13 protein-coding genes and 1 pseudogene are annotated in these 17,850 nt (G+C 68.3%); 6 read left to right on the forward strand and 8 right to left on the reverse strand.

Going from position 1 to position 17,850, the window contains the following annotated elements; genetic code table 11:
- Positions 1 to 2 precede the first annotated feature (2 nt).
- Positions 3 to 359: a hypothetical protein gene (locus Atro_RS19935; RefSeq protein WP_497925115.1), complete on the forward strand. Its 357-nt coding sequence runs from the start codon at positions 3 to 5 to the stop codon at positions 357 to 359.
- Here the strand turns inward: Atro_RS19935 and Atro_RS19940 are convergent.
- Both Atro_RS19940 and Atro_RS19945 read right to left on the reverse strand, forming a co-directional pair.
- Positions 339 to 1,940, reverse strand: coding sequence for a glycoside hydrolase family 17 protein (locus Atro_RS19940; RefSeq protein WP_497925119.1), 1,602 nt, complete (start codon positions 1,938 to 1,940; stop codon positions 339 to 341). The two genes, Atro_RS19935 and Atro_RS19940, sit on opposite strands and share 21 nt — an antisense overlap.
- A gap of 66 nt (positions 1,941 to 2,006) precedes the next feature.
- Positions 2,007 to 2,231 carry a DUF2061 domain-containing protein gene (locus Atro_RS19945; protein WP_497925122.1) on the reverse strand — a complete coding sequence of 75 codons (225 nt, stop codon included), beginning with the start codon at positions 2,229 to 2,231 and terminating at the stop codon, positions 2,007 to 2,009.
- A 293-nt stretch (positions 2,232 to 2,524) separates the two neighbouring features.
- Between Atro_RS19945 and Atro_RS19950 the strand changes: the two genes are divergently transcribed.
- From Atro_RS19950 to Atro_RS19965, 4 genes are all read left to right on the forward strand, one after another.
- Complete coding sequence (locus Atro_RS19950; protein WP_497925126.1) at positions 2,525 to 2,839, forward strand: DUF485 domain-containing protein; 315 nt, start codon at positions 2,525 to 2,527, stop codon at positions 2,837 to 2,839.
- Positions 2,836 to 4,494, forward strand: coding sequence for a cation acetate symporter (locus Atro_RS19955; RefSeq protein WP_497925129.1), 1,659 nt, complete (start codon positions 2,836 to 2,838; stop codon positions 4,492 to 4,494). Before Atro_RS19950 ends, Atro_RS19955 begins: the two co-directional genes overlap by 4 nt.
- A gap of 152 nt (positions 4,495 to 4,646) precedes the next feature.
- A complete protein-coding gene (locus Atro_RS19960) occupies positions 4,647 to 5,945 on the forward strand; it encodes a hemolysin family protein (RefSeq protein ID WP_497925134.1) in 1,299 nt (432 codons plus the stop codon).
- Between the two features lie 17 nt (positions 5,946 to 5,962).
- A complete protein-coding gene (locus tag Atro_RS19965; RefSeq protein ID WP_497925138.1) occupies positions 5,963 to 6,322 on the forward strand; it encodes a DUF2784 domain-containing protein in 360 nt (119 codons plus the stop codon).
- 7 nt (positions 6,323 to 6,329) lie between these two features.
- Here the strand turns inward: Atro_RS19965 and Atro_RS19970 are convergent, their stop codons facing one another.
- The 5 genes and pseudogenes from Atro_RS19970 to Atro_RS19990 all read right to left on the reverse strand — a co-directional run bounded on the left by Atro_RS19970 (position 6,330) and on the right by Atro_RS19990 (position 14,505).
- Positions 6,330 to 6,557: a YheU family protein gene (locus tag Atro_RS19970; protein ID WP_497925142.1), complete on the reverse strand. Its 228-nt coding sequence runs from the start codon at positions 6,555 to 6,557 to the stop codon at positions 6,330 to 6,332.
- Positions 6,558 to 6,594: 37 nt separating this feature from the next.
- Complete coding sequence (locus Atro_RS19975) at positions 6,595 to 9,336, reverse strand: hybrid sensor histidine kinase/response regulator (RefSeq protein WP_497925145.1); 2,742 nt, start codon at positions 9,334 to 9,336, stop codon at positions 6,595 to 6,597.
- Positions 9,337 to 9,722: 386 nt separating this feature from the next.
- Positions 9,723 to 10,913, reverse strand: coding sequence for an osmoprotectant NAGGN system M42 family peptidase (locus tag Atro_RS19980; protein ID WP_497925148.1), 1,191 nt, complete (start codon positions 10,911 to 10,913; stop codon positions 9,723 to 9,725).
- Positions 10,914 to 10,981: 68 nt separating this feature from the next.
- Positions 10,982 to 12,724: an N-acetylglutaminylglutamine synthetase gene (gene ngg / locus Atro_RS19985; protein WP_497925152.1), complete on the reverse strand. Its 1,743-nt coding sequence runs from the start codon at positions 12,722 to 12,724 to the stop codon at positions 10,982 to 10,984.
- Positions 12,725 to 12,736: 12 nt separating this feature from the next.
- Positions 12,737 to 14,505, reverse strand: a pseudogene (locus Atro_RS19990) (N-acetylglutaminylglutamine amidotransferase).
- A gap of 169 nt (positions 14,506 to 14,674) precedes the next feature.
- Between Atro_RS19990 and Atro_RS19995 the strand changes: the two are divergent.
- Positions 14,675 to 15,136: a MarR family winged helix-turn-helix transcriptional regulator gene (locus Atro_RS19995; RefSeq protein ID WP_497925155.1), complete on the forward strand. Its 462-nt coding sequence runs from the start codon at positions 14,675 to 14,677 to the stop codon at positions 15,134 to 15,136.
- Between the two features lie 725 nt (positions 15,137 to 15,861).
- Here the strand turns inward: Atro_RS19995 and mnmC are convergent.
- Positions 15,862 to 17,823, reverse strand: coding sequence for a bifunctional tRNA (5-methylaminomethyl-2-thiouridine)(34)-methyltransferase MnmC2/FAD-dependent 5-carboxymethylaminomethyl-2-thiouridine(34) oxidoreductase MnmC1 (gene mnmC, locus Atro_RS20000; protein ID WP_497925158.1), 1,962 nt, complete (start codon positions 17,821 to 17,823; stop codon positions 15,862 to 15,864).
- Positions 17,824 to 17,850: the final 27 nt, after the last annotated feature.

Below are 17,850 nucleotides of genomic sequence, written 5' to 3' on the forward strand. Positions count from 1 at the left end.
CCATGTCCTCGCGCCTGCCCCTGATTGCCCTGCTGATCCTCCTGCCGCTCTGCGTGGCGGCCAGCTACGGGCTGCGTTTCGCTTTCATGGAGGATAGCCAGTGGGTCGGCCTGTGCGCCGAGCAGGCGCAGCGTTGGGAGTGCCAGCTGCGCACTGGGCTGGGCCTGATGATCCACTTCCGTCTGCTGGCCTGGAGCGCCCTGGCGGCGGCGCTGGCCGGCTTCCTGCTGCGCGGGCGCGCCGGCTGGTGGCTGGCGCTCGCGGGGCTGTGCCTGGCGATTCCGGCGCTGGTGCTCTACACCGCCAGCCTGGCGGTATTCGCCGTGGTCATTGCCGGGCTACGCCTGGTTCGCCGCTGAGCTGGCCTCCACCGCCGCAGCCGCCGGAGCGGGCTTGCGCAGGAACAGGCTGCGGCCGAGGGCGATCACCAGCAGCAGGCTGACCAGCGCCCAGCCGAGCGCCTGCCGGTTGAGCAGGGTCTCCTGATACAGCTGTGGCAGGATGCCGAGGCCGATCAGCGCCAGCAGCAGGGCGATCTCCCGGCGCGATCCAGCCACCGGCCGGCAGCCGTAGAGCAACGCCGGCAGCAGCAGGGCGACGCTGGGAAAGCTGCGGTAGCGGGCATCGAACACCAGCGCCAGCATCATCACCGCCCCGGCGAAGCCGGTGGCGGCCAGCCACCAGCCGCTTCGCGCCTCCAGCCAGGCGAACAGCCGGGCGCGGAAGCCCCGGCGGGCCGACAGCAGCAGCACGCCATGCAGCAGCACGACCAGGTTCAGGCCGATCAGCAGAGCGGCCCACAGCCATTCGCCGGGATAGCGACTGGTGACCCGCGCCAGCTCGCCCCACAGGCCGATGCAGGCACCGCCGAGCGCGGCCAGCGGTGGCAACAACAGGGCCGCGGCGACGGACGCCGGACGTCCGGCGACGAGCAGTGCGCCGGCCATGATCAGCCCGCCGACGCCCAGCCAGAACGGCCAGTACGGCAGGTTGGAGATCGGCCCGGCGAGTACGTGCTTGTCCTCGCGGTCGGCATCCAGCAGTCCCCAGTAGCCGCCCACCGCCCCCTCGCTCTCGCGTTTCCAGGGCTGGTCGAAGGCTTCGATCAGGTTGTAGCGCCAGCCGTGCTGCTCGGCCATGGCAACGAAGCCGCGGATGAACAGGGCCTGGTTGACCCGGCTGGGTAGGGCGGTTTCGCGCTGGCGGCCCTCGCTGGGCCAGCCGGTCTCGCCGATCAGGATGTCCTTGGGCGCGAAGCGCTGGCCGAATTCCTGGCGGACGCGGGCGACCTGGGCGAGCGCCCGGTCGATCCCGGCCGGATCGTCCTCCCAGTAGGGCAGCAGGTGGATGGTCAGGAAGTCCACCGCCGGGGCGACTTCCGGGTGCTTCAGCCAGAACTCCCAGACGTCGGCATAGGTGACCGGCTGGTCGATGCTGCGCTTCACCCGCTCGATCAGTGAGGCCAGATAGGTGGCGGTGACCTCCTTGCGCAGCAGGGTCTCGTTGCCGACGATCACCGCCTCGACGATATCCGGGTTGGCTCTGGCCGCCTCGATCAGCAGCGCGATTTCGCGTTCGGTCTCCACCGGGTCGGCGTTCACCCAGGCGCCGAGCATCAGTTTCAGGCCGTGCTTGCGGGCCAGCGCGGGGAGTGCCTGCATGCCGGTCATGGAGTAGGTACGCACGCATTGGAAGCGTTCGGCGAGCAGCGCCAGATCGGCGTCCATGCGCGCCTCGCGCAGCACGAACGGCTTGTCGAAAGGCGATTGGTCCTTGTCGAACGGACTGTAGGACACGCACTGCAGCTTGTGCGCGGGACTGACCACGTCTGCCAGCACGACCGGCTGGCCGGCGCTGTACCAGATGCCGGTCAGAGCCAGCAGGGCGAGAAGGGTGGCGAACAGATAGGGCGATAGCGGAAAGCGGGAAGTGGCGGGCATGGTTCGAGATCATCTGACGGCCGAGCCGCGCATCTTAACCGCTTCCGCCCGCGCATCGCACCGGCCTCAGGCATGGCGGTGCAGCCAGCCGGACGGCGAAGTCCCGGCCGGCCGGCCGCGGGCCTTGCCCAGGCGCTGCCAGAGCTTTTCGTGGAAGTAGAAACCCACCGAGTTGCACAGGGGCTCGACCGCCGCCAGCAGGCCGCCCACTGCGATGCTGCCGGTCAGCGCGTAGGCGACGCCGAAGGCGATGCAGAAGTGCATCAGCGTGAAGGTCAGGGTCTTGAGCATGGCACACCTCGCAGGAAGTCGTTCCTTGGTAGGGCTCAAGATAATGGCCGGGCGGATGGCCTGGAAATGACGGTTGCGCATGGCTCCGATAGGGGCCGTCAATCTTGTTGTCGATGCCGACGGCCGGCACTGTCTGTGCGGTTTGTTCGCTCGCGCAACAGGGCCCTGCGACGGCTCTCACAGACCGGCTTTGGTATATGGGAACGATGGGCTAAGACTAAGGTCGTCTGTTGTCTGTTTGGCGGCGATCTACAGTGTGCCTACCCCGCAACTCCGTGAGGATAATAAAAGAAATGAACGACGACGGTATCTACAAGCGGATCGAGCAGAATCCGCGTTTCAGAGAACTGGTGGCAAGGCGTGAGCGGTTCGCCTGGCTGCTGTCAGCCATCATGCTGGGCCTCTACTTCGCCTACATCCTGATCATCGCTTTCGTGCCGCAGGTCCTGGGTGCCAAGATCAGCGCCGACTCCGCCACTACCCTGGGCATGCCCGTCGGTATCGGTCTGATCCTTCTCGCCTTCGTGCTCACCGGTGTTTACACCTACCGTGCCAACGGCGAGTTCGATCGTCTGAATCAGGAACTGCTCGACGAGGTGCAGAAATGATGAAGCGTTTTCTGACTGCTGCCACCTTGCTGGCAGCCTCCCCGATGCTGCTGGCGGGCGAAGCCCTGACCGGTGAAGTGCAAAAGCAGGCGACCAACTGGACCGCGATCATCATGTTCGTGGTGTTCATCGCCGCCACCATGGGCATCACCAAGTGGGCAGCCAAGCGCAACACCTCCACGGCTGACTACTACACCGCCGGCGGCAGCATCACCGGCTTCCAGAACGGTCTGGCGATCGCCGGCGACTACATGTCCGCCGCCTCCTTCCTGGGTATTTCCGCCCTGGTGTTCACCTCCGGCTACGACGGCCTGATCTACTCGATCGGCTTCCTGGTCGGCTGGCCGGTGATCCTCTTCCTGATGGCGGAGCGCCTGCGCAACCTCGGGAAGTTCACCTTCTCCGACGTGGCCTCCTACCGCCTCGGGCAGACTCCGATCCGCATCCTGTCGGCCTTCGGCTCGCTGATCGTGGTGGCCTTCTACCTGATCGCCCAGATGGTCGGTGCCGGCAAGCTGATCCAGCTGCTGTTCGGTCTGGACTACCTGGTCGCCGTGGTGCTGGTCGGTGTGCTGATGGTCATGTATGTGCTGTTCGGCGGCATGCTGGCCACCACCTGGGTGCAGATCATCAAGGCGGTCCTGCTGCTTTCCGGCGCCAGCTTCATGGCCCTAATGGTAATGAAGCACGTGGGCTTCGACTTCGGTACCCTGTTCACCGAAGCCGTGAGCATCCATGCCAAAGGCGCTGCCATCATGAGCCCCGGCGGTCTGGTTTCCGACCCGATCTCCGCGATCTCGCTGGGCCTGGCCCTGATGTTCGGTACCGCCGGTCTGCCGCACATTCTGATGCGCTTCTTCACCGTGAGTGACGCCAAGGAAGCTCGCAAGAGCGTGTTCTACGCCACCGGCTTCATCGGCTACTTCTACATCCTGACTTTCATCATCGGCTTCGGCGCCATTCTGCTGGTCGGCACCGATGCTTCCTTCAAGGATGCAAGCGGCGCCATCATCGGCGGCACCAACATGGTGGCCATCCACCTGGCCAACGCCGTCGGCGGCAACCTGTTCCTCGGCTTCATCTCCGCAGTGGCCTTCGCCACCATCCTGGCGGTGGTTGCCGGTCTGACCCTCGCTGGCGCCTCGGCCGTGTCCCACGACCTGTACGCCTGCGTGATCAAGAAGGGCAAGGCCAAGGAAGAGGAAGAGATGCGCGTGACCAAGATCACCACCCTGTCCCTGGGCATCGTGGCGATCCTGCTCGGCATCATCTTCGAGAAGCAGAACATCGCCTTCATGGTGGGTCTGGCCTTCTCCATTGCCGCCAGCTGCAACTTCCCGGTCCTGTTCCTCTCCATGTACTGGAAGGACCTGACCACCCGCGGCGCCCTGTTCGGTGGTGCCCTGGGTCTGGGTGTCGCCCTGGTGCTGACCATCCTCAGCCCGACTGTCTGGGTCGACGTGCTGCACAACGAGGCAGCGATCTTCCCCTACAAGTATCCGGCGCTGTTCTCCATGGTGGCGGCCTTCGTTGGCGTGTGGTTCTTCTCGATCACCGACAAGTCGAAGTCTGCTGCAGAAGAGCGTGAGCGCTTCCTGCCGCAGTTCGTCCGCTCGCAGACCGGCCTGGGAGCCAGTGGCGCCGTCGCCCACTGATCCTTCTCCGGCAGATCGGAAAGGCAGCCTTCGGGCTGCCTTTTCCATTTCTGGGGCAGGGCTTTGTTCGAGTCCTGCGGCGGCGGTGCTATGGTTGTTGCAACGAGTCGGCAGCGAGGCCGCCGCGCCAAGGGTGAAGGGTGGTCGTAGCGATGGAAACGGGCCTGCTCCTGCTGCTGATCCTGCTCAACGGCGTCTTTGCGATGGCGGAAATCGCCGTCGTCTCTTCACGCAAGGCCCGGCTGCAAACGCTTGCCGACCAGCGGCGGCACGGCGCGCTGCTGGCCCTGGCGCTGCAGGAGGACCCTGCGCGTTTTCTCTCCACCATTCAGGTCGGCATCACCTCGATCGGCATTCTCAGCGGCGCGCTCGGCGAAACCCTGTTGGCCCGGCCGCTGGCGGAGCGGATCGCCGCGCTGCCAGTGCTGGCGCCCTATGCCGAGGGCATCGCCCTGGTTTTCACCGTGGCGGCGATCACCTACCTGTCGGTGGTGCTCGGCGAATTGCTGCCCAAGCGCCTTGCGCTGCTCTCGCCGGAGGCCATTGCCACCCGCATCGCCCCGCCGATGCAGTTTTTGGCACGGATCGCCGCACCGCTGGTATGGCTGCTGGCGTGTTCCTGCGACCTGCTGCTGCGCCTGCTCGGGGTCGGGCGCCGCGACGAGCCGCCGATCACCGACGAGGAGATCCGGATGCTGATGGAGCAGGGCGCCGAGGCCGGGGTCTTCCACGAGAGCGAGCAGGCGCTCGTCGCCAATGTCCTGCATCTGGACGAGCAGCCGGTCGGAGCGATCATGTCGCCCCGCCAGCAGATCTACGCCATCGACCTGGGCGAGCCGCCGGAGGAGCAGCTCAGACGGCTCGCCGAGAGTCCCTACAGCAGCGTTCTGGTCTGCCGGGACGGCCTGCAGCAGGTGGTCGGCGTGCTGCAGCGCGGCGACCTGCTCGGGCCGGCCCTGCAGGGGCAGCCGCTCGATCTGCAACGGAGCATTCGCCCGCCGCTTTACGTCGAGGAAAGCGCGAGCAGTACCGGCCTTCTGGAAAGCTTCCGCCGGACGCGCTGCGAGTTCGCCGTCGTCGTCGACGAGTTCGACGATCTGCAGGGCATCGTCACCCTCAAGGACGTGCTCACCGCGATCGTCGGCGAGATTCCCGGCACGCCGCAAGGCGACGAGCCGGCGCTCGTCCGCCGCGAGGATGGCTCCTGGCTGGCCGACGGTAGCATGGGCATCGAGCGGCTGAGGATCGCCCTGGGCATCGCCACCTGTTTTCCGGGCGAGGCGGAGAACGCCTATCGCACGCTCGCCGGGCTGGTCCTGCACCATCTGCAGCGCGTGCCGGAGGTCGCCGACCATTTCGAGCTCGACGGCTGGCGTTTCGAGGTGGTCGACATGGACCGCACGCGCATCGACAAGGTGCTGGTGGTGCGCCTGGTCGTGCCGGCGGGCTGAGCGATGGGGAGGTCCACATGCCGTACCGGCTGGCCGCGGATGCCCTGCTGGTGGTGCATCTGCTGTTTATCGTCTTCGTGCTGCTGGGCGGCCTGTTGCTGCTGCGCTGGCGTGCCCTGGCAGTGGTGCACCTGCCGGCGATGGCCTGGGGCGCGGCGACCGAGTTCTTCGGCCTGCCCTGTCCGCTGACCGCCTGGGAAAACGCCCTGCTGCGGGCGGCGGGAGAGTCCGGCTACGGCGGCGGCTTCATCGAGCACTACCTGTTGCCGCTGATCTACCCGGCCGGCCTGACGCCGGGCATCCAACTCTGGCTGGGCGCCCTGGTGCTGCTGGTCAACGCGCCGATCTATCTCTGGCTGCTATGGCGACGGCGCTGAGCGGCGCTCAGTCCAGCCATTCCTTCGGTACGTCCCGTTTCGCCATCAGCTGGCACTGCTGGCTGTCCGGCTCGAAGACGATCAGCGCTTCGCCGCGCTCGAGCGCCTGGCGGACGCGCTGCACGCGGGTCGCCAGCGGAGTCTCGTCGCCGTTGTCGGTGCCTTCGCGGGTCACGAAGTCCTCGATCAGCCGGGTGAGGGTGTCGGCCTCCAGCAGGTGGTAGGGGATGAGCATGGATAGTCTCCGGGGCAGGGCGGGCGGATCGCCCGCCTCAATTGTCCACCAGTGTCCGGACCGACAGGTAGCGCTCCACGGTGGCGTGCAGCAACTGCTTGTCCACCGGCTTGCCGAGGAAGTCGTTCATCCCCACCTCGAGTCCGTACTCCCGGTGCTCGTCGAGAGTGTGTGCGGTGAGGGCGATAATCGGCACCGCCGGCCACTTGCGCAGGCGCTCCAGCAGACGGATCTGCAGGGTGGCCTCGAAGCCGTCCATCTCCGGCATCTCGCAGTCCATCAGGATCATCTGGATCGAGCCGGGCGCGCGATGGTACTCGGCCACCGCCTCGGCGCCGTTGCCCGCCAGGCGTACGCGGTAGCCGCGCTTTTTCAGCAGTTCCTGGACCACTAGCTGGTTCACCGGGTTGTCCTCGGCGATCAGGATGCAGGGCACCTGGGTATCGCCCGCCGGGTCCTCGATCGGTACCAGCGCATGGGCGGGTTCCATGTGCAGCTCCAGGAGCTTCTTGCGCAGCGCCGCGACGCCGACCGGCTGGGGCAGGCCGAGCATGTGCAGGCTGCTGCGGCTGGCCGGCAGCTGCCGGCACTGCTCCGGCGGGCAGACCAGCAGCAGGCGCTGACCGGGCGCCAGATGCGGATAGAGAGCGTCCAGCCAGTACTCGACGCTGCCCGGCCAGGGGGCGATCAGCAGCAGCAGCGGCGGTTCTTCGAAGCCGGCCAGCTGCTCGGGCAGCTTTTCCGGGATCCGGCAGCGCTCGGTGTGCATGCCCCAGCGGCCGAGCAGGCGGCCGATGGCGTCCAGGGCGAAGCCGTCCAGCGAGGCGAGCAGCGCGGTGCGGCCGACCAGCAGCTGGAACAGTTCGTCGCGGCTTTCGCCGCCGCGCTGCAGAGGCATGTCGAAGGTGAAGCGGCTGCCCAGGCCCGGGGTGCTCTGCACCTCGATGTGGCCGCCCATCATTTCCACCAGCTCCTTGCTGATCGCCAGGCCCAGGCCGCTGCCGCCGTAGCGGCGGGTGGTGCTCGAGTCGCCCTGGCTGAACGACTCGAAGAGCCGCATCTGGGCCTCCTGGCGGATGCCGATGCCGCTGTCGCTGACCCCGAAATACAGGCGCTCGGAGCCGTCGCTCTTGCGCCGGCGGCTGACGTCGAGCCGCACCTGGCCCTCGGAGGTGAACTTCAGCGCGTTGCTCAGCAGGTTGGTCAGTACCTGCTTGAGGCGGGTCGGATCGCCCTGGACATGCTGCGGTACGCCCTCGTCGAGGCTCATGTGCAGGCGCAGGCGCTTTTCCATCGCTTGGGCGGTGAACAGGTTGAGGGTGTCGGAGAGCATCTCCTCGAGGTCGAACTCGATGTTTTCCAGGCTGAGCTTGCCGGACTCGATGCGCGCGTAGTCGAGGATGTCGTTGATCACCGCCATCAGCGTGCTGCCGGAGCTGGCGATGGTGTCCACGTAGAAGCGCTGGCTATGGTCCAGGCGGGTTTCCTTGAGCAACTGCAGCATGCCCAGCACGCCGTTGAGCGGCGTGCGGATCTCGTGGCTCATCTTGGCCAGGAAGCGGCTTTTCGCCTGGTTCTGCAGGAGCGCCTCCTCGGCGGCCTGGTGCGAGTACAGCCCTTCCTTGCGCAGCTGCTGGAAACGATCGGCCAGGCCGACGGCGAGGACCAGCAGGTTGACGGCGACGCCCAGCTTGGCCAGCGCCATGCCTTGCTCGCCGAGCAGGTCCAGGCCCAGCTCCGCACAGGCCAGGCCGGCCAAGGCGACCATCGGGAGCATCCAGGCGGCGAGCTGGTAGGTGCCGGCGCGCAGGCGCTTGCGCCACACATGGGCGCCACAGCCGGGCAGCAGCACGGCACCGATCAGGGTGGCGAGCGTGGCGAGGGTGCTCCAGGCCGGCAAGCCGATCAAGGGGCCGGCGAGCAGCGCGGCGCCGAGGGTCAGCATCCACAGGCGCAGGGTGCGGTCGAGCAGGGGAAAGTATTGGGGGATGCTCAGGAAGTGCCGGGTGAACTGGGTGGCGGCCAGCCAGAAGGTGAAGGTCAGCAGGTACACGGCGCTCTGCTGCAGGCCGGGCGCTCCGTACAGCAGGTAGCCGTCGAAGCTGAGCGCGAGCAGGATGGCGTTGAGGTTGTAGAGCAGATACCAGCCCTGGCTCGGCTCGCGCAGGAACAGAAAGAGGAACAGTTGGTAGCCGAACAGGGCCAGCAGCACGCCATAGAAGACGCCATTCAGGCCTTCCTGATGCTCCTGGGCGACCACGCTGGCTCCGCTGGTGCTGAAATACAGCGGCACGGTAATGGCGCTGCTGCTCTTCACCCGCACCAGCAGAGTGCTGCTGCCCGGCGGCAGCTCCAGGGGAAACCAGAGGTTGCGCAACGGCAGCGGTCGCAGCTGGAGTGGCCGGTCGTCGCCGCTTTCCTGCTGCTGCAGGCGGCCGTCCGGGGTCAGCAGACTCAGCTGCACGTCGTCGAGCAGCGGATAGTTGATCTCGAGAAAGCCGGTCAGGGGCTGCGGACGGGCATTGTGCAGGTCGATCCGGAACCACCAGGCCGAGCGGCTGCGGCCCAGGCTGGCCTGATCGCCCGCGACCGGCCGGAAAGCCGTATCGGGCAGCGCCAGCACCTCGGCGGCGTCGAGGCTGGCGTCGCGGTCCTCCAGGTAGCGGCTGTGCGGTCCGAGGGGCAGGCGGATCTCCTGGTCGGCGAGCACGGCAGGCTGGACGGCCCAGGCCGACGCGCCTAGCGACAGCAGCAACAGCATCCAGACGATGCGCACCATCCCGATTCCTCTGCTAATGGCCTGCCATCGAGGGGCGTTCCGAGGGCCTAGTCGCCCCGATCGGCTCGCGCAAGCTCCCGCTGCAGGCAGGCTCAGTCCTGGTCGAAAACGGCGATGCGGCACCTCCTGTCCCGCCCGGGAGCAATGCAGTCCGCGCCCGACGGGCCGGGTCGACCGCCGCTCCTGTGGAATGACCAAACCGCTCTTCTCATGCAATCCACAGGGCGTGGATGCAACAAGCCTGCCGGGGGCGCGCTGCCTGGTCCGGTAGCCGAACAGGGACCAGCGCAAGGCGAAAAGCCGTGATGACGAACCTGGCTGACACGAGTCCTTTCGGTTGGGATTCCTTACTCAGGGTGAGACTTTGCCCGGATGCGGCGAGCGCTTCAAGCGTTCGGTTTGCGCCGGAGCAGACTGTCCACGGCGGGAACGCGGGTTTCGCTTTCCATCTGGGCATCGTGTTCCAGCTGATGGCTGAACCGTTTCAGGGAGCCGCTCTGCGGTCTGGCGTCGCTGGCGAATACCGGCGGGCTGAGCAGATAGGCGCCGATCAGCCGGCTCAGCGCGGCCAGACCGTCGAGGTGGGTGCGCTCGTAGCCATGGGTGGCATCGCAGCCGAAGGCCAGCAGGGCGGTGCGGATGTCGTGGCCGGCGGCTACCGCCGACTGGGCGTCGCTGTGGTAGTAGCGGAACAGGTCGCGGCGCACCGGGATCGCGTGGTTTTCCGCCAGGCGCAGCAGGTGGCGCGTCAGGTGGTAATCGTAGGGGCCGCCGGAATCCTGCATGGCGACGGTCACCGCCTGCTCGCTGGACTGCTGGCCGGGAGCGACCGGCGCGATGTCGATGCCGACGAATTCGCTGACGTCCCAGGGCAGGGCCGCGGCCGCGCCGGAGCCGGTTTCCTCGGTGATGGTGAACAGCGGGTGGCAGTCGATCGGCGGCTCTTGGCCGCTGTCGAGCACGCTCTTCAGCGCGGCGAGCAGGGCCGCGGCACCGGCCTTGTCGTCCAGGTGGCGGGCGCTGATGTGGCCGCTCTCGGTGAACTCCGGCAGCGGGTCGAAAGCGACGAAATCGCCGACCGCCACCCCGTGGGCCAGGGTGTCGGCCTGGCTGGAGGTCATGGCGTCGAGACGCAGCTCGACGTGGTCCCAACTGATCGGCAACTCGTCCACCTGGGTGTTGAAGGTGTGTCCGGAGGCCAGCAGCGGCAGCACGCTGCCGCGCAGCACGCCGCGGTCGCTGAACAGGCTGACCCGGCTGCCCTCGGCGAAACGGCTCGACCAGCAGCCCACCGGCGCCAGGCCGATGCGGCCGTTGGCGTGGATTTCGCGGACGATGGCGCCGATGGTGTCGAGGTGTACCGCGAGCGCCCGATCCGGGCTGTAGCGGCGACCCTTGAGGGTCGCGCGGATGGTACCGCGACGGGTCAGCTCGAAGGGAATGCCGAGTTCCTCCAGCTGCTCGGCGACGTAGCGCACGATGGTGTCGGTGAAGCCGGTCGGGCTGGGGATGGCGAGCATTTCCAGCAGCACGCGCTGCAGGTAGTCGAGATCGGGTTCGGGAAGCTGGCCGGACATGGGCGACTCCAGAGGCAGGTGGTCCGTTCAGGCGGGAAGGGAGGCGGGGCGTTGGAAAGGGCCGGCGCCTACTTCGGCGCCTGGCTGAGCGGAAACAGCAGATCGACGAAGCGCGCGGCGGTGGGCTGGGGTTCGTGGTTGGCCAGGCCGGCCCGTTCGTTGGCCTCGATGATCACGTAGTCCGGCCGGTCGGCCGCCTCCACCAGCAGGTCGAGGCCGACCACCGGGATGTCCAGGGCCCGGGCGGCGCGCACGGCGGCCTCGGCCAGCGCCGGGTGCAGTTGCTCCGTCACATCCTCCAGGCAGCCGCCGGTGTGCAGGTTGGCGGTGCGCCGCACGGCCAGATGCCGGCCTTCGGGCAGCACGCTGTCGTAGTCGTAGCCGGCCTGGCGCAGGACCCGCTCGGTCTCGGCATCCAGCGGAATGCGGCTCTCGCCGCCGCTGGCGGCCTGGCGACGCCGGCTCTGCGCCTCGATCAGCGCGCCAATGCTGGTGCGCCCGTCGCCGATCACCTCGGCGGGGTGGCGCAGCGCGGCGGCGACCACCTCGAAGCCGATCACCAGGATGCGCAGGTCCTGACCGGCATGGAAACTTTCCAGCAGTACCCGGCTGTCGAAGCGGCGGGCCGCCTCGACGGCCTGTTCCACCTCCGCGAGCGTGCCCAGGTCGACGGCCACGCCCTGGCCCTGCTCGCCGTTCACCGGCTTGACCACCAGGCGGCGGTGCTCGGCGAGGAAGGCCGCGTTCTCCTCGCGGCTGCCGGCCAGGCGCTGGGCCGGCAGGTTCAGCCCGGCGCGGCTCAGCCAGCGCTGTGTCAGCTGCTTGTCCTGGCAGAGGGCCATGCTCACCGCACTGGTCAGGTCGGACAGCGACTCGCGGCAGCGGATCCGCCGTCCGCCGTGGATCAGGGTGAACAGGCCGGCTTCGGCGTCGTCGACCTGCACCTCGATGCCGCGGCGGTTGGCCTCGTCGACGATGATCCGCGCATAGGGATTGAGTTCGGCGGCCGGGCCGGGGCCGAGGAACAGCGGCTGGTTGATGCTGTTTTTGCGCTTCACCGCGAAGGTCGGCAGCTCGCGAAAGCCCAGCTTGGCGTAGAGGTTCTTCGCCTGGCGGTTGTCGTGCAGCACCGACAGGTCCAGATAGGCCAGCCCGCGGGACATGAAGTGCTCGATCAGATGGCGCACCAGGGCCTCGCCGACCCCCGGGCGCGTGCAGGTCGGCTCCACCGCCAGGCACCAGAGGCTGCTGCCGTGCTCGGGATCGTGGTAGGCCTCGACGTGGTTGAGGCCCATGGCGCCACCGATTACCGCCTTGCTGTCGTGGTCCTCGGCCAGCCAGTAGACCGGTCCGCCTTCCTCGCGCGGGGTCATCCGCCCGGGCTCGACCTGCAGCATGCCGCGGGTCTGGTAGAGGCGGTTGAGGCCGTCCCAGTCCGCCTCGCTCTGCACCCGGCGGATGCCGAAGCCGCGGAAGGTGCGCCGCGCCGGGCGGTAGTCGGAAAACCACAGGCGCAGGGTGTCCGAGGGATCGAGGAACAACTGTTGCGGCGCCTGGGCCAGCACCTGATGGGGGGCGGCCACGTAGAGCGCGATGTCGCGCTCGCCGGGCTGCTCGCGGAGCAGGTCGTCGGCCAGGCTGGCCGGATCGGGGTAAGTGTGCCCGATCAGCAGACGGCCCCAGCCGCAGTGCAGGGCCACCGGCGGCTGCCGTTCGTTCTGGCCGTCCTCGGCCATGAGCGCCTGCAGGCGCTGGTAGGAGGGTGTCTGGCCACGCAGTACGCGCTGGCCGTAGGCAGGTGACTTCTGCATCGATCTGATTCCTTATAGACCTTGTTCGCTGAGCCAGAGGTTGAGTGCCGCCAGCTGCCAGAGCTTGGAGCCGCGCAGCGGTGTCAGCTGGCCCTGCGGATCGCTCAGCAGTCGGTCGATTTCGCCCGGATCGAACAGACCGCGATCCTGGCTGGGGTCGAGCAGCAGCTCGCGCACCCAGTCCAGGGTCGCGCCCTGCAGATGCTTGAGACCGGGCACCGGAAAGTAGCCCTTGGGCCGGTCGATGACCGCCGCCGGGATGACCTGGCGGGCGGCCTCCTTGAGCACGTACTTGCCGCCGTCCGGCAGCTTGAAGCGCGAGGGGATGCGTGCCGACAGCTCGACCAGGCGGTAGTCGAGAAACGGCGTGCGCGCCTCCAGGCCCCAGGCCATGGTCATGTTGTCGACCCGCTTGACCGGGTCCTCGACCAGCATCACGGTGCTGTCCAGACGCAGCGCCTTGTCCACCGGGTCCTCGGCGCCGGGCTGGGCGAAATGCTTGCGCACGAAGGCGCCGGCATGATCCTCGCCGCGCCACTTCTCCTGCACCGTGGCCAGGTATTCGGCGTGGTCGCGGTCGAAGAAGGCGGCCCGGTAGGCGGCATAGGGATCGCTGGCGCCTGCCAGCGGCGGATACCAGTGGTAGCCGGCGAACAGCTCGTCGGCGCCTTGGCCGCTCTGCACCACCTTGCAGTGCCGGGCGACCTCGCGCGAAAGCAGGTAGAAGGCGATGCAGTCGTGGCTGACCATCGGCTCGCTCATGGCGCGGAAGGCCGCCGGCAGCTGCTCGATGATCTCCCGCTCGTCGATGCGCAGCTGGTGGTGGCGGGTGGCGTAGTGGCGGGCGATCAGGTCCGAATACTGGAACTCGTCGCCGCGCTCGCCGCCGGCGTCCTGAAAGCCGATGGAGAAGGTCGACAGGTTCTCCACCCCGGCCTCGCGCAGCAGGCCGACCAGCAGGCTGGAATCGACCCCGCCGGAGAGCAGCACGCCGACGTCCACCGCCGCCCGCTGGCGGATCTCCACCGCCGCGCGCAGGCTCTCGAGCAGGATGTCGCGCCATTCCGCCAGCCCGAAGCCGCGCTCCTCGTCCCGCGGGCCGTAGTCGAGCCGCCACCAGGTGCGCTGCTCGCGCCTGCCGTCGGCCTCGACGCGCAGCCAGGTCGCCGGCGGCAGCTTCTCCACCTCGGCGAGCAGGGTGCGCGGCGCCGGCACCACGGCATGGAAGTTCAGGTAATGATCGAGCGCCACCGGATCCAGCGCCGCGCCGATGTCGCCGCCGGCGAGCAGGGCCGGCAGGCTCGAGGCGAAGCGCAGGCGATGGCCGCTGCGCGACAGGTACAGCGGCTTGACGCCCAGTCGGTCACGGGCGAGGAACAGCCGCTGGCGATCGCGCTCCCAGATGGCGAAGGCGAACATGCCGTTGAGCCTGGGCAGCAGCGCCTCGCCCCAGGCGTGATAGCCCTTGAGCAGCACTTCGGTGTCGCCGTCGGAGAAGAAGCGGTAGCCGAGGCTTTGCAGCTCGTCGCGCAGTTCCGGGTAGTTGTAGATGGCGCCGTTGAACACCAGGTCGAGGCCGAGGTCGCTGTCGACCATCGGCTGCCCCGAGGCCTCGGCCAGATCCATGATCTTCAGCCGGCGATGGCCCAGGGCGATCGGCCCCGGGCGTGCACGCCCCAGGCGTCGGGCCCGCGGGAGGTGAGATGATGAGTGACCCGCTCGACCGCCGCGAGGTCGGCCGGACGCTTGTCGAAACGCAGTTCTCCAGATATGCCGCACATGAGTCCTTACCGGTTTTGCCGTTGGGGAAGGTGTCCGCACCCTGCGGGGCGAGGCCTTGGCCGGCCTGGCGAGGTTGTGACAGGAATCGCGCCGGCCGGTTGCAGACCTTTACACCAAAACAAGAAAATACTTTGATGTCAAAGATTGGTTGCCAATGTTTACGACGCCATGACTGTAGAAAAAGTTTTATATCAAACTGATATTTCAGCCTTCGAGGTACCGCTGTTTCAGGCTATGAGACGCCTGCAGCAGGCCGGGGAAGTGCATGCCAAGCGGGTGGCGCGCTACGGCGGGCTGACCCCGATGCAACTGCTGATCCTTCGGGTGCTGGCCGACGAGACGCGGCTGACGGCGAGTGCCCTGAGCCGGCGGGTCAGCCTCACCGCGGCGACCCTGTCCGGCCTGCTCGACCGGCTGGAGGAGCGCGGCCTGCTGCAGCGCCAGCGCGACGAGCAGGACCGCCGCCGGCAGTGGCTGGTGCTCGCCGAGGCCGGTCGCACCCTGCTCGAGGAGGCGCCGCCGCTGTTGCCGCCGGAGTTCCGGCTGCGCTTTGCCGCGCTGCCGGAGTGGGAGCGGCATGCGTTGACGGCAGCGTTGTTGCGGGTGGCGGAGTTGTGTGGGGGGGAGTAGGAGGGGGGCTTTGGCCGTGGGCCATGGAAAGCGCTGTTGGCCCCGGTTTCGGTGTGGGAACGTAGCGCTTTCCTCGGCCCGAGCGACAGGTTTCGCCTTGCACGGCGAGTCACTTTCTCTTTGCTCGCGCGAAAGAGAAAGTAACCAAAGAGAACGCGCGCCTGACATCCGGGTCTGCCCGCTTCGCGGCCAGACTTCCCTCGCTCCGGCACTGCTCCGGGGGTACGCTGCGAAGGGACGTCCCTGTCCCTTCGCGGCTCGCTCGACGTCCTGCCTCGCGTCTCCCTGCGCAGCGCCTGCGCTCGGCCTCCTGTACGGGACCGGGGAGTTGGCTGGCAGTTGGGAAGAAAGTTGGAGAGCTTCGCTTTGCCTTTGACGCCCAAATCATCAGGCAGCGCCAAACGCCCCTTTCAGGAGGCCGAGCGGAGTCGTCACGCAAGGGGTTGAGCCGCATGGATGCGGCGAAAGGCCCGATGGCCATGGATGGCCTTTCGGGCCGGGCCCCTGGAGCGACGACGGAGCGAAGCGCAGGGCCGGATGACAGGGGCAAGCGTTTTTGCTTACTTTTTTCGCGACTGAAAAAAGTGAGTCGCCGTGCAAGGCGAAACCTGTCGCTCGAGCCGAGGAAAGCTCTGCATCCTCATACCGCAAATGAGGCCCATACCCAACTGCCCGACGTTTTACATCACGGCCAAGGCCGCTCCCAGCGGGGCGCAGCAGTCTCCTCACTTCCCCCGGATCAACCTCCTCAATCCGAACCGGTTGGGATGACAGGCCTCCGCCACCACCCTCGGCACCGGCAGCGGCTCGTCGTCCAGCCAGGCGGCCAGCAGCTCCCCGGCCAGCGGCGCGCTGAGCAGGCCGCGCGAGCCGTGGCCGCTGCTGACGTACAGGCCGTCTAGCCAGGGGCAGGGGCGCTGCGGCACCTGGCGGGCGTCCTTGCCCAGCACCCCGTAGGCCTCGGCGAAGGCCGCGGCATCGGCCAGAGGACCGACGATCGGCAGGTAGTCCGGGCTGGTGCAGCGAAAGCCGGCGCGGCCTTCCAGCTCCGCCGCCACCAGCCGGTCGGCCTGCAGTCGCTCGGCCAGGTCGGTGGAGATCTCCCGCAGCAGTTGCAGGTTCTCCGCATGTTCCTCGACGGTCAGCGCCAGTTCCGTGCTGTCGAAGCGGAAGCTGGCGCCCAGGGTGTGCTCGCCATCGCGCACCGGGGCGACGTAACCCTCGGCGCAGAGCACGGTCTGCAGGTCGCGGCTGGCGGCGGTCGCCGGCAGGCGGCTGATCTGCCCGCGGATGCGCTTGAGCGGCAGTCCGGCGCTCTCGGGGAAGCGGGCGATGTCCGCCGCGCCGCAGAGTACCGCGACCGGCGCGGCGGCGAGCAGCGTCCCGCCGCTGCGGGCGTACCACTGGCCGTCCTCGCGGCGCAGATCGAGGACCTCCCGGTGGGTCAGCAGGCGGATATTCGGGTGTTCGGCCAGGTGCGCGCAGAGCGCCGGCGGATGCACCCAGCCGGCTTCGGGGTAGAACAGCCCGCCGCTGTCCAGGCCGACCCCGGCCAGTTTCTCGGCTTCTTCGCGGCTCAGGCCGTGCAGCAGGTCGCCGGGGAAGGCCGCCGCCAGCTCCGCCTGACGCGCCGCTTCCTTGGCGTCGAAGGCCAGCTGCAGCACGCCGCAGGGCGACCAGTCGCGGCCCGGTTCGAGGCGCTGCAGCAGCCGGCGGGTGAAGCCGAAGCCGGCGACGATCAGCCGCGAGAGCGCCGTGCCGTGGGCCGACAGCTTGAGGTAGAGCACGCCCTGCGGATTGCCGGAGGTTTCCTCGGCGGCCCCGGCGCGGCGCTCCAGCAGGGTCACCTGCCAGCCGCGCCTAGCCAGGCTCGCCGCAGCGGAGCAGCCGGCCAGGCCGGCGCCGATCACCAATGCTTCGCGGGCGCCGGCGGGACGTGGCGGGCGGGCGAACCAGGGCTTGGCGGCAGCCTGCGGTGCGCCTTCGAAGCGTCCGGCGAGCATCTCGCGCTTCTGCCCGAAGCCCTTGACCCGCTGCATGGCGAAGCCCGCCTCGCTCAGCCCGCGGCGCACGAAGCCGGCGCTGGTGAAGGTGGCCAGGCTGGCGCCGGGGGCGGACAGCCGGGCCAGCTCGGCGAACAGCGCCGGCGTCCACATTTCGGGGTTCTTCGCCGGAGCGAAGCCGTCGAGGAACCAGGCGTCGATGCGCGCGTCCAGCTCGGGCAGGCGCTCGAGCACGTCGCCGACCAGCAGGGTCAGCACCACCCGGCCGTCGGCGAAGACGAAGCGCTGGAAGCCCGGATGCACGGCGACGTACTGGTCCAGCAGGGCGTCGGCGTAGGGGGCCAGCTCCGGCCAGAGGGCCAGGGCCTTGCGCAGGTCGGCGCGGGTCAGGGGAAAGCGCTCCACGCTGACGAAGTGCAGCCGGGCGTCGGCCGGCGCCGTGCGCTCGAACAGTTGCCAGGCGCAGAGGAAGTTCAGTCCGGTGCCGAAGCCGGTCTCGCCGATGACCAGCCGCCCGCCGGCCGGCAGGTCGGCGAAGCGGTCCGGCAGCGCGTTGTGGTCGAGGAATACGTAGCGGGTTTCCTCCAGCCCCGAGGCGCGGGAGAAGTACACGTCGCCGAAGCCGCGCGACAGCGGCTGGCCTTGCTCGTCCCAGTCGAGCTGGGCGTGCTGGAAGTCGGACATGGGCGTTCTCCTGGAAAATCGGCGGCG

The sequence above is a fragment of the Azotobacter tropicalis genome, from assembly GCF_059739045.1.

Bases quoted from the DNA above. Each gene is read 5' to 3' on its own strand.
- Atro_RS19980 (WP_497925148.1), bottom strand. From the start codon at position 10,913: ATGTCCGGCCAGCTTCCCGAACCCGATCTCGACTACCTGCAGCGCGTG.
- Atro_RS19955 (WP_497925129.1), top strand. From the start codon at position 2,836: ATGATGAAGCGTTTTCTGACTGCTGCCACCTTGCTGGCAGCCTCCCCG.
- Atro_RS19965 (WP_497925138.1), top strand. From the start codon at position 5,963: ATGCCGTACCGGCTGGCCGCGGATGCCCTGCTGGTGGTGCATCTGCTG.
- Atro_RS19935 (WP_497925115.1), top strand. From the start codon at position 3: ATGTCCTCGCGCCTGCCCCTGATTGCCCTGCTGATCCTCCTGCCGCTC.
- Atro_RS19960 (WP_497925134.1), top strand. From the start codon at position 4,647: ATGGAAACGGGCCTGCTCCTGCTGCTGATCCTGCTCAACGGCGTCTTT.
- Atro_RS19975 (WP_497925145.1), bottom strand. From the start codon at position 9,336: ATGGTGCGCATCGTCTGGATGCTGTTGCTGCTGTCGCTAGGCGCGTCG.
- Atro_RS19950 (WP_497925126.1), top strand. From the start codon at position 2,525: ATGAACGACGACGGTATCTACAAGCGGATCGAGCAGAATCCGCGTTTC.
- Atro_RS19970 (WP_497925142.1), bottom strand. From the start codon at position 6,557: ATGCTCATCCCCTACCACCTGCTGGAGGCCGACACCCTCACCCGGCTG.
- Atro_RS19945 (WP_497925122.1), bottom strand. From the start codon at position 2,231: ATGCTCAAGACCCTGACCTTCACGCTGATGCACTTCTGCATCGCCTTC.
- Atro_RS19995 (WP_497925155.1), top strand. From the start codon at position 14,675: ATGACTGTAGAAAAAGTTTTATATCAAACTGATATTTCAGCCTTCGAG.
- mnmC (WP_497925158.1), bottom strand. From the start codon at position 17,823: ATGTCCGACTTCCAGCACGCCCAGCTCGACTGGGACGAGCAAGGCCAG.
- ngg (WP_497925152.1), bottom strand. From the start codon at position 12,724: ATGCAGAAGTCACCTGCCTACGGCCAGCGCGTACTGCGTGGCCAGACA.
- Atro_RS19940 (WP_497925119.1), bottom strand. From the start codon at position 1,940: ATGCCCGCCACTTCCCGCTTTCCGCTATCGCCCTATCTGTTCGCCACC.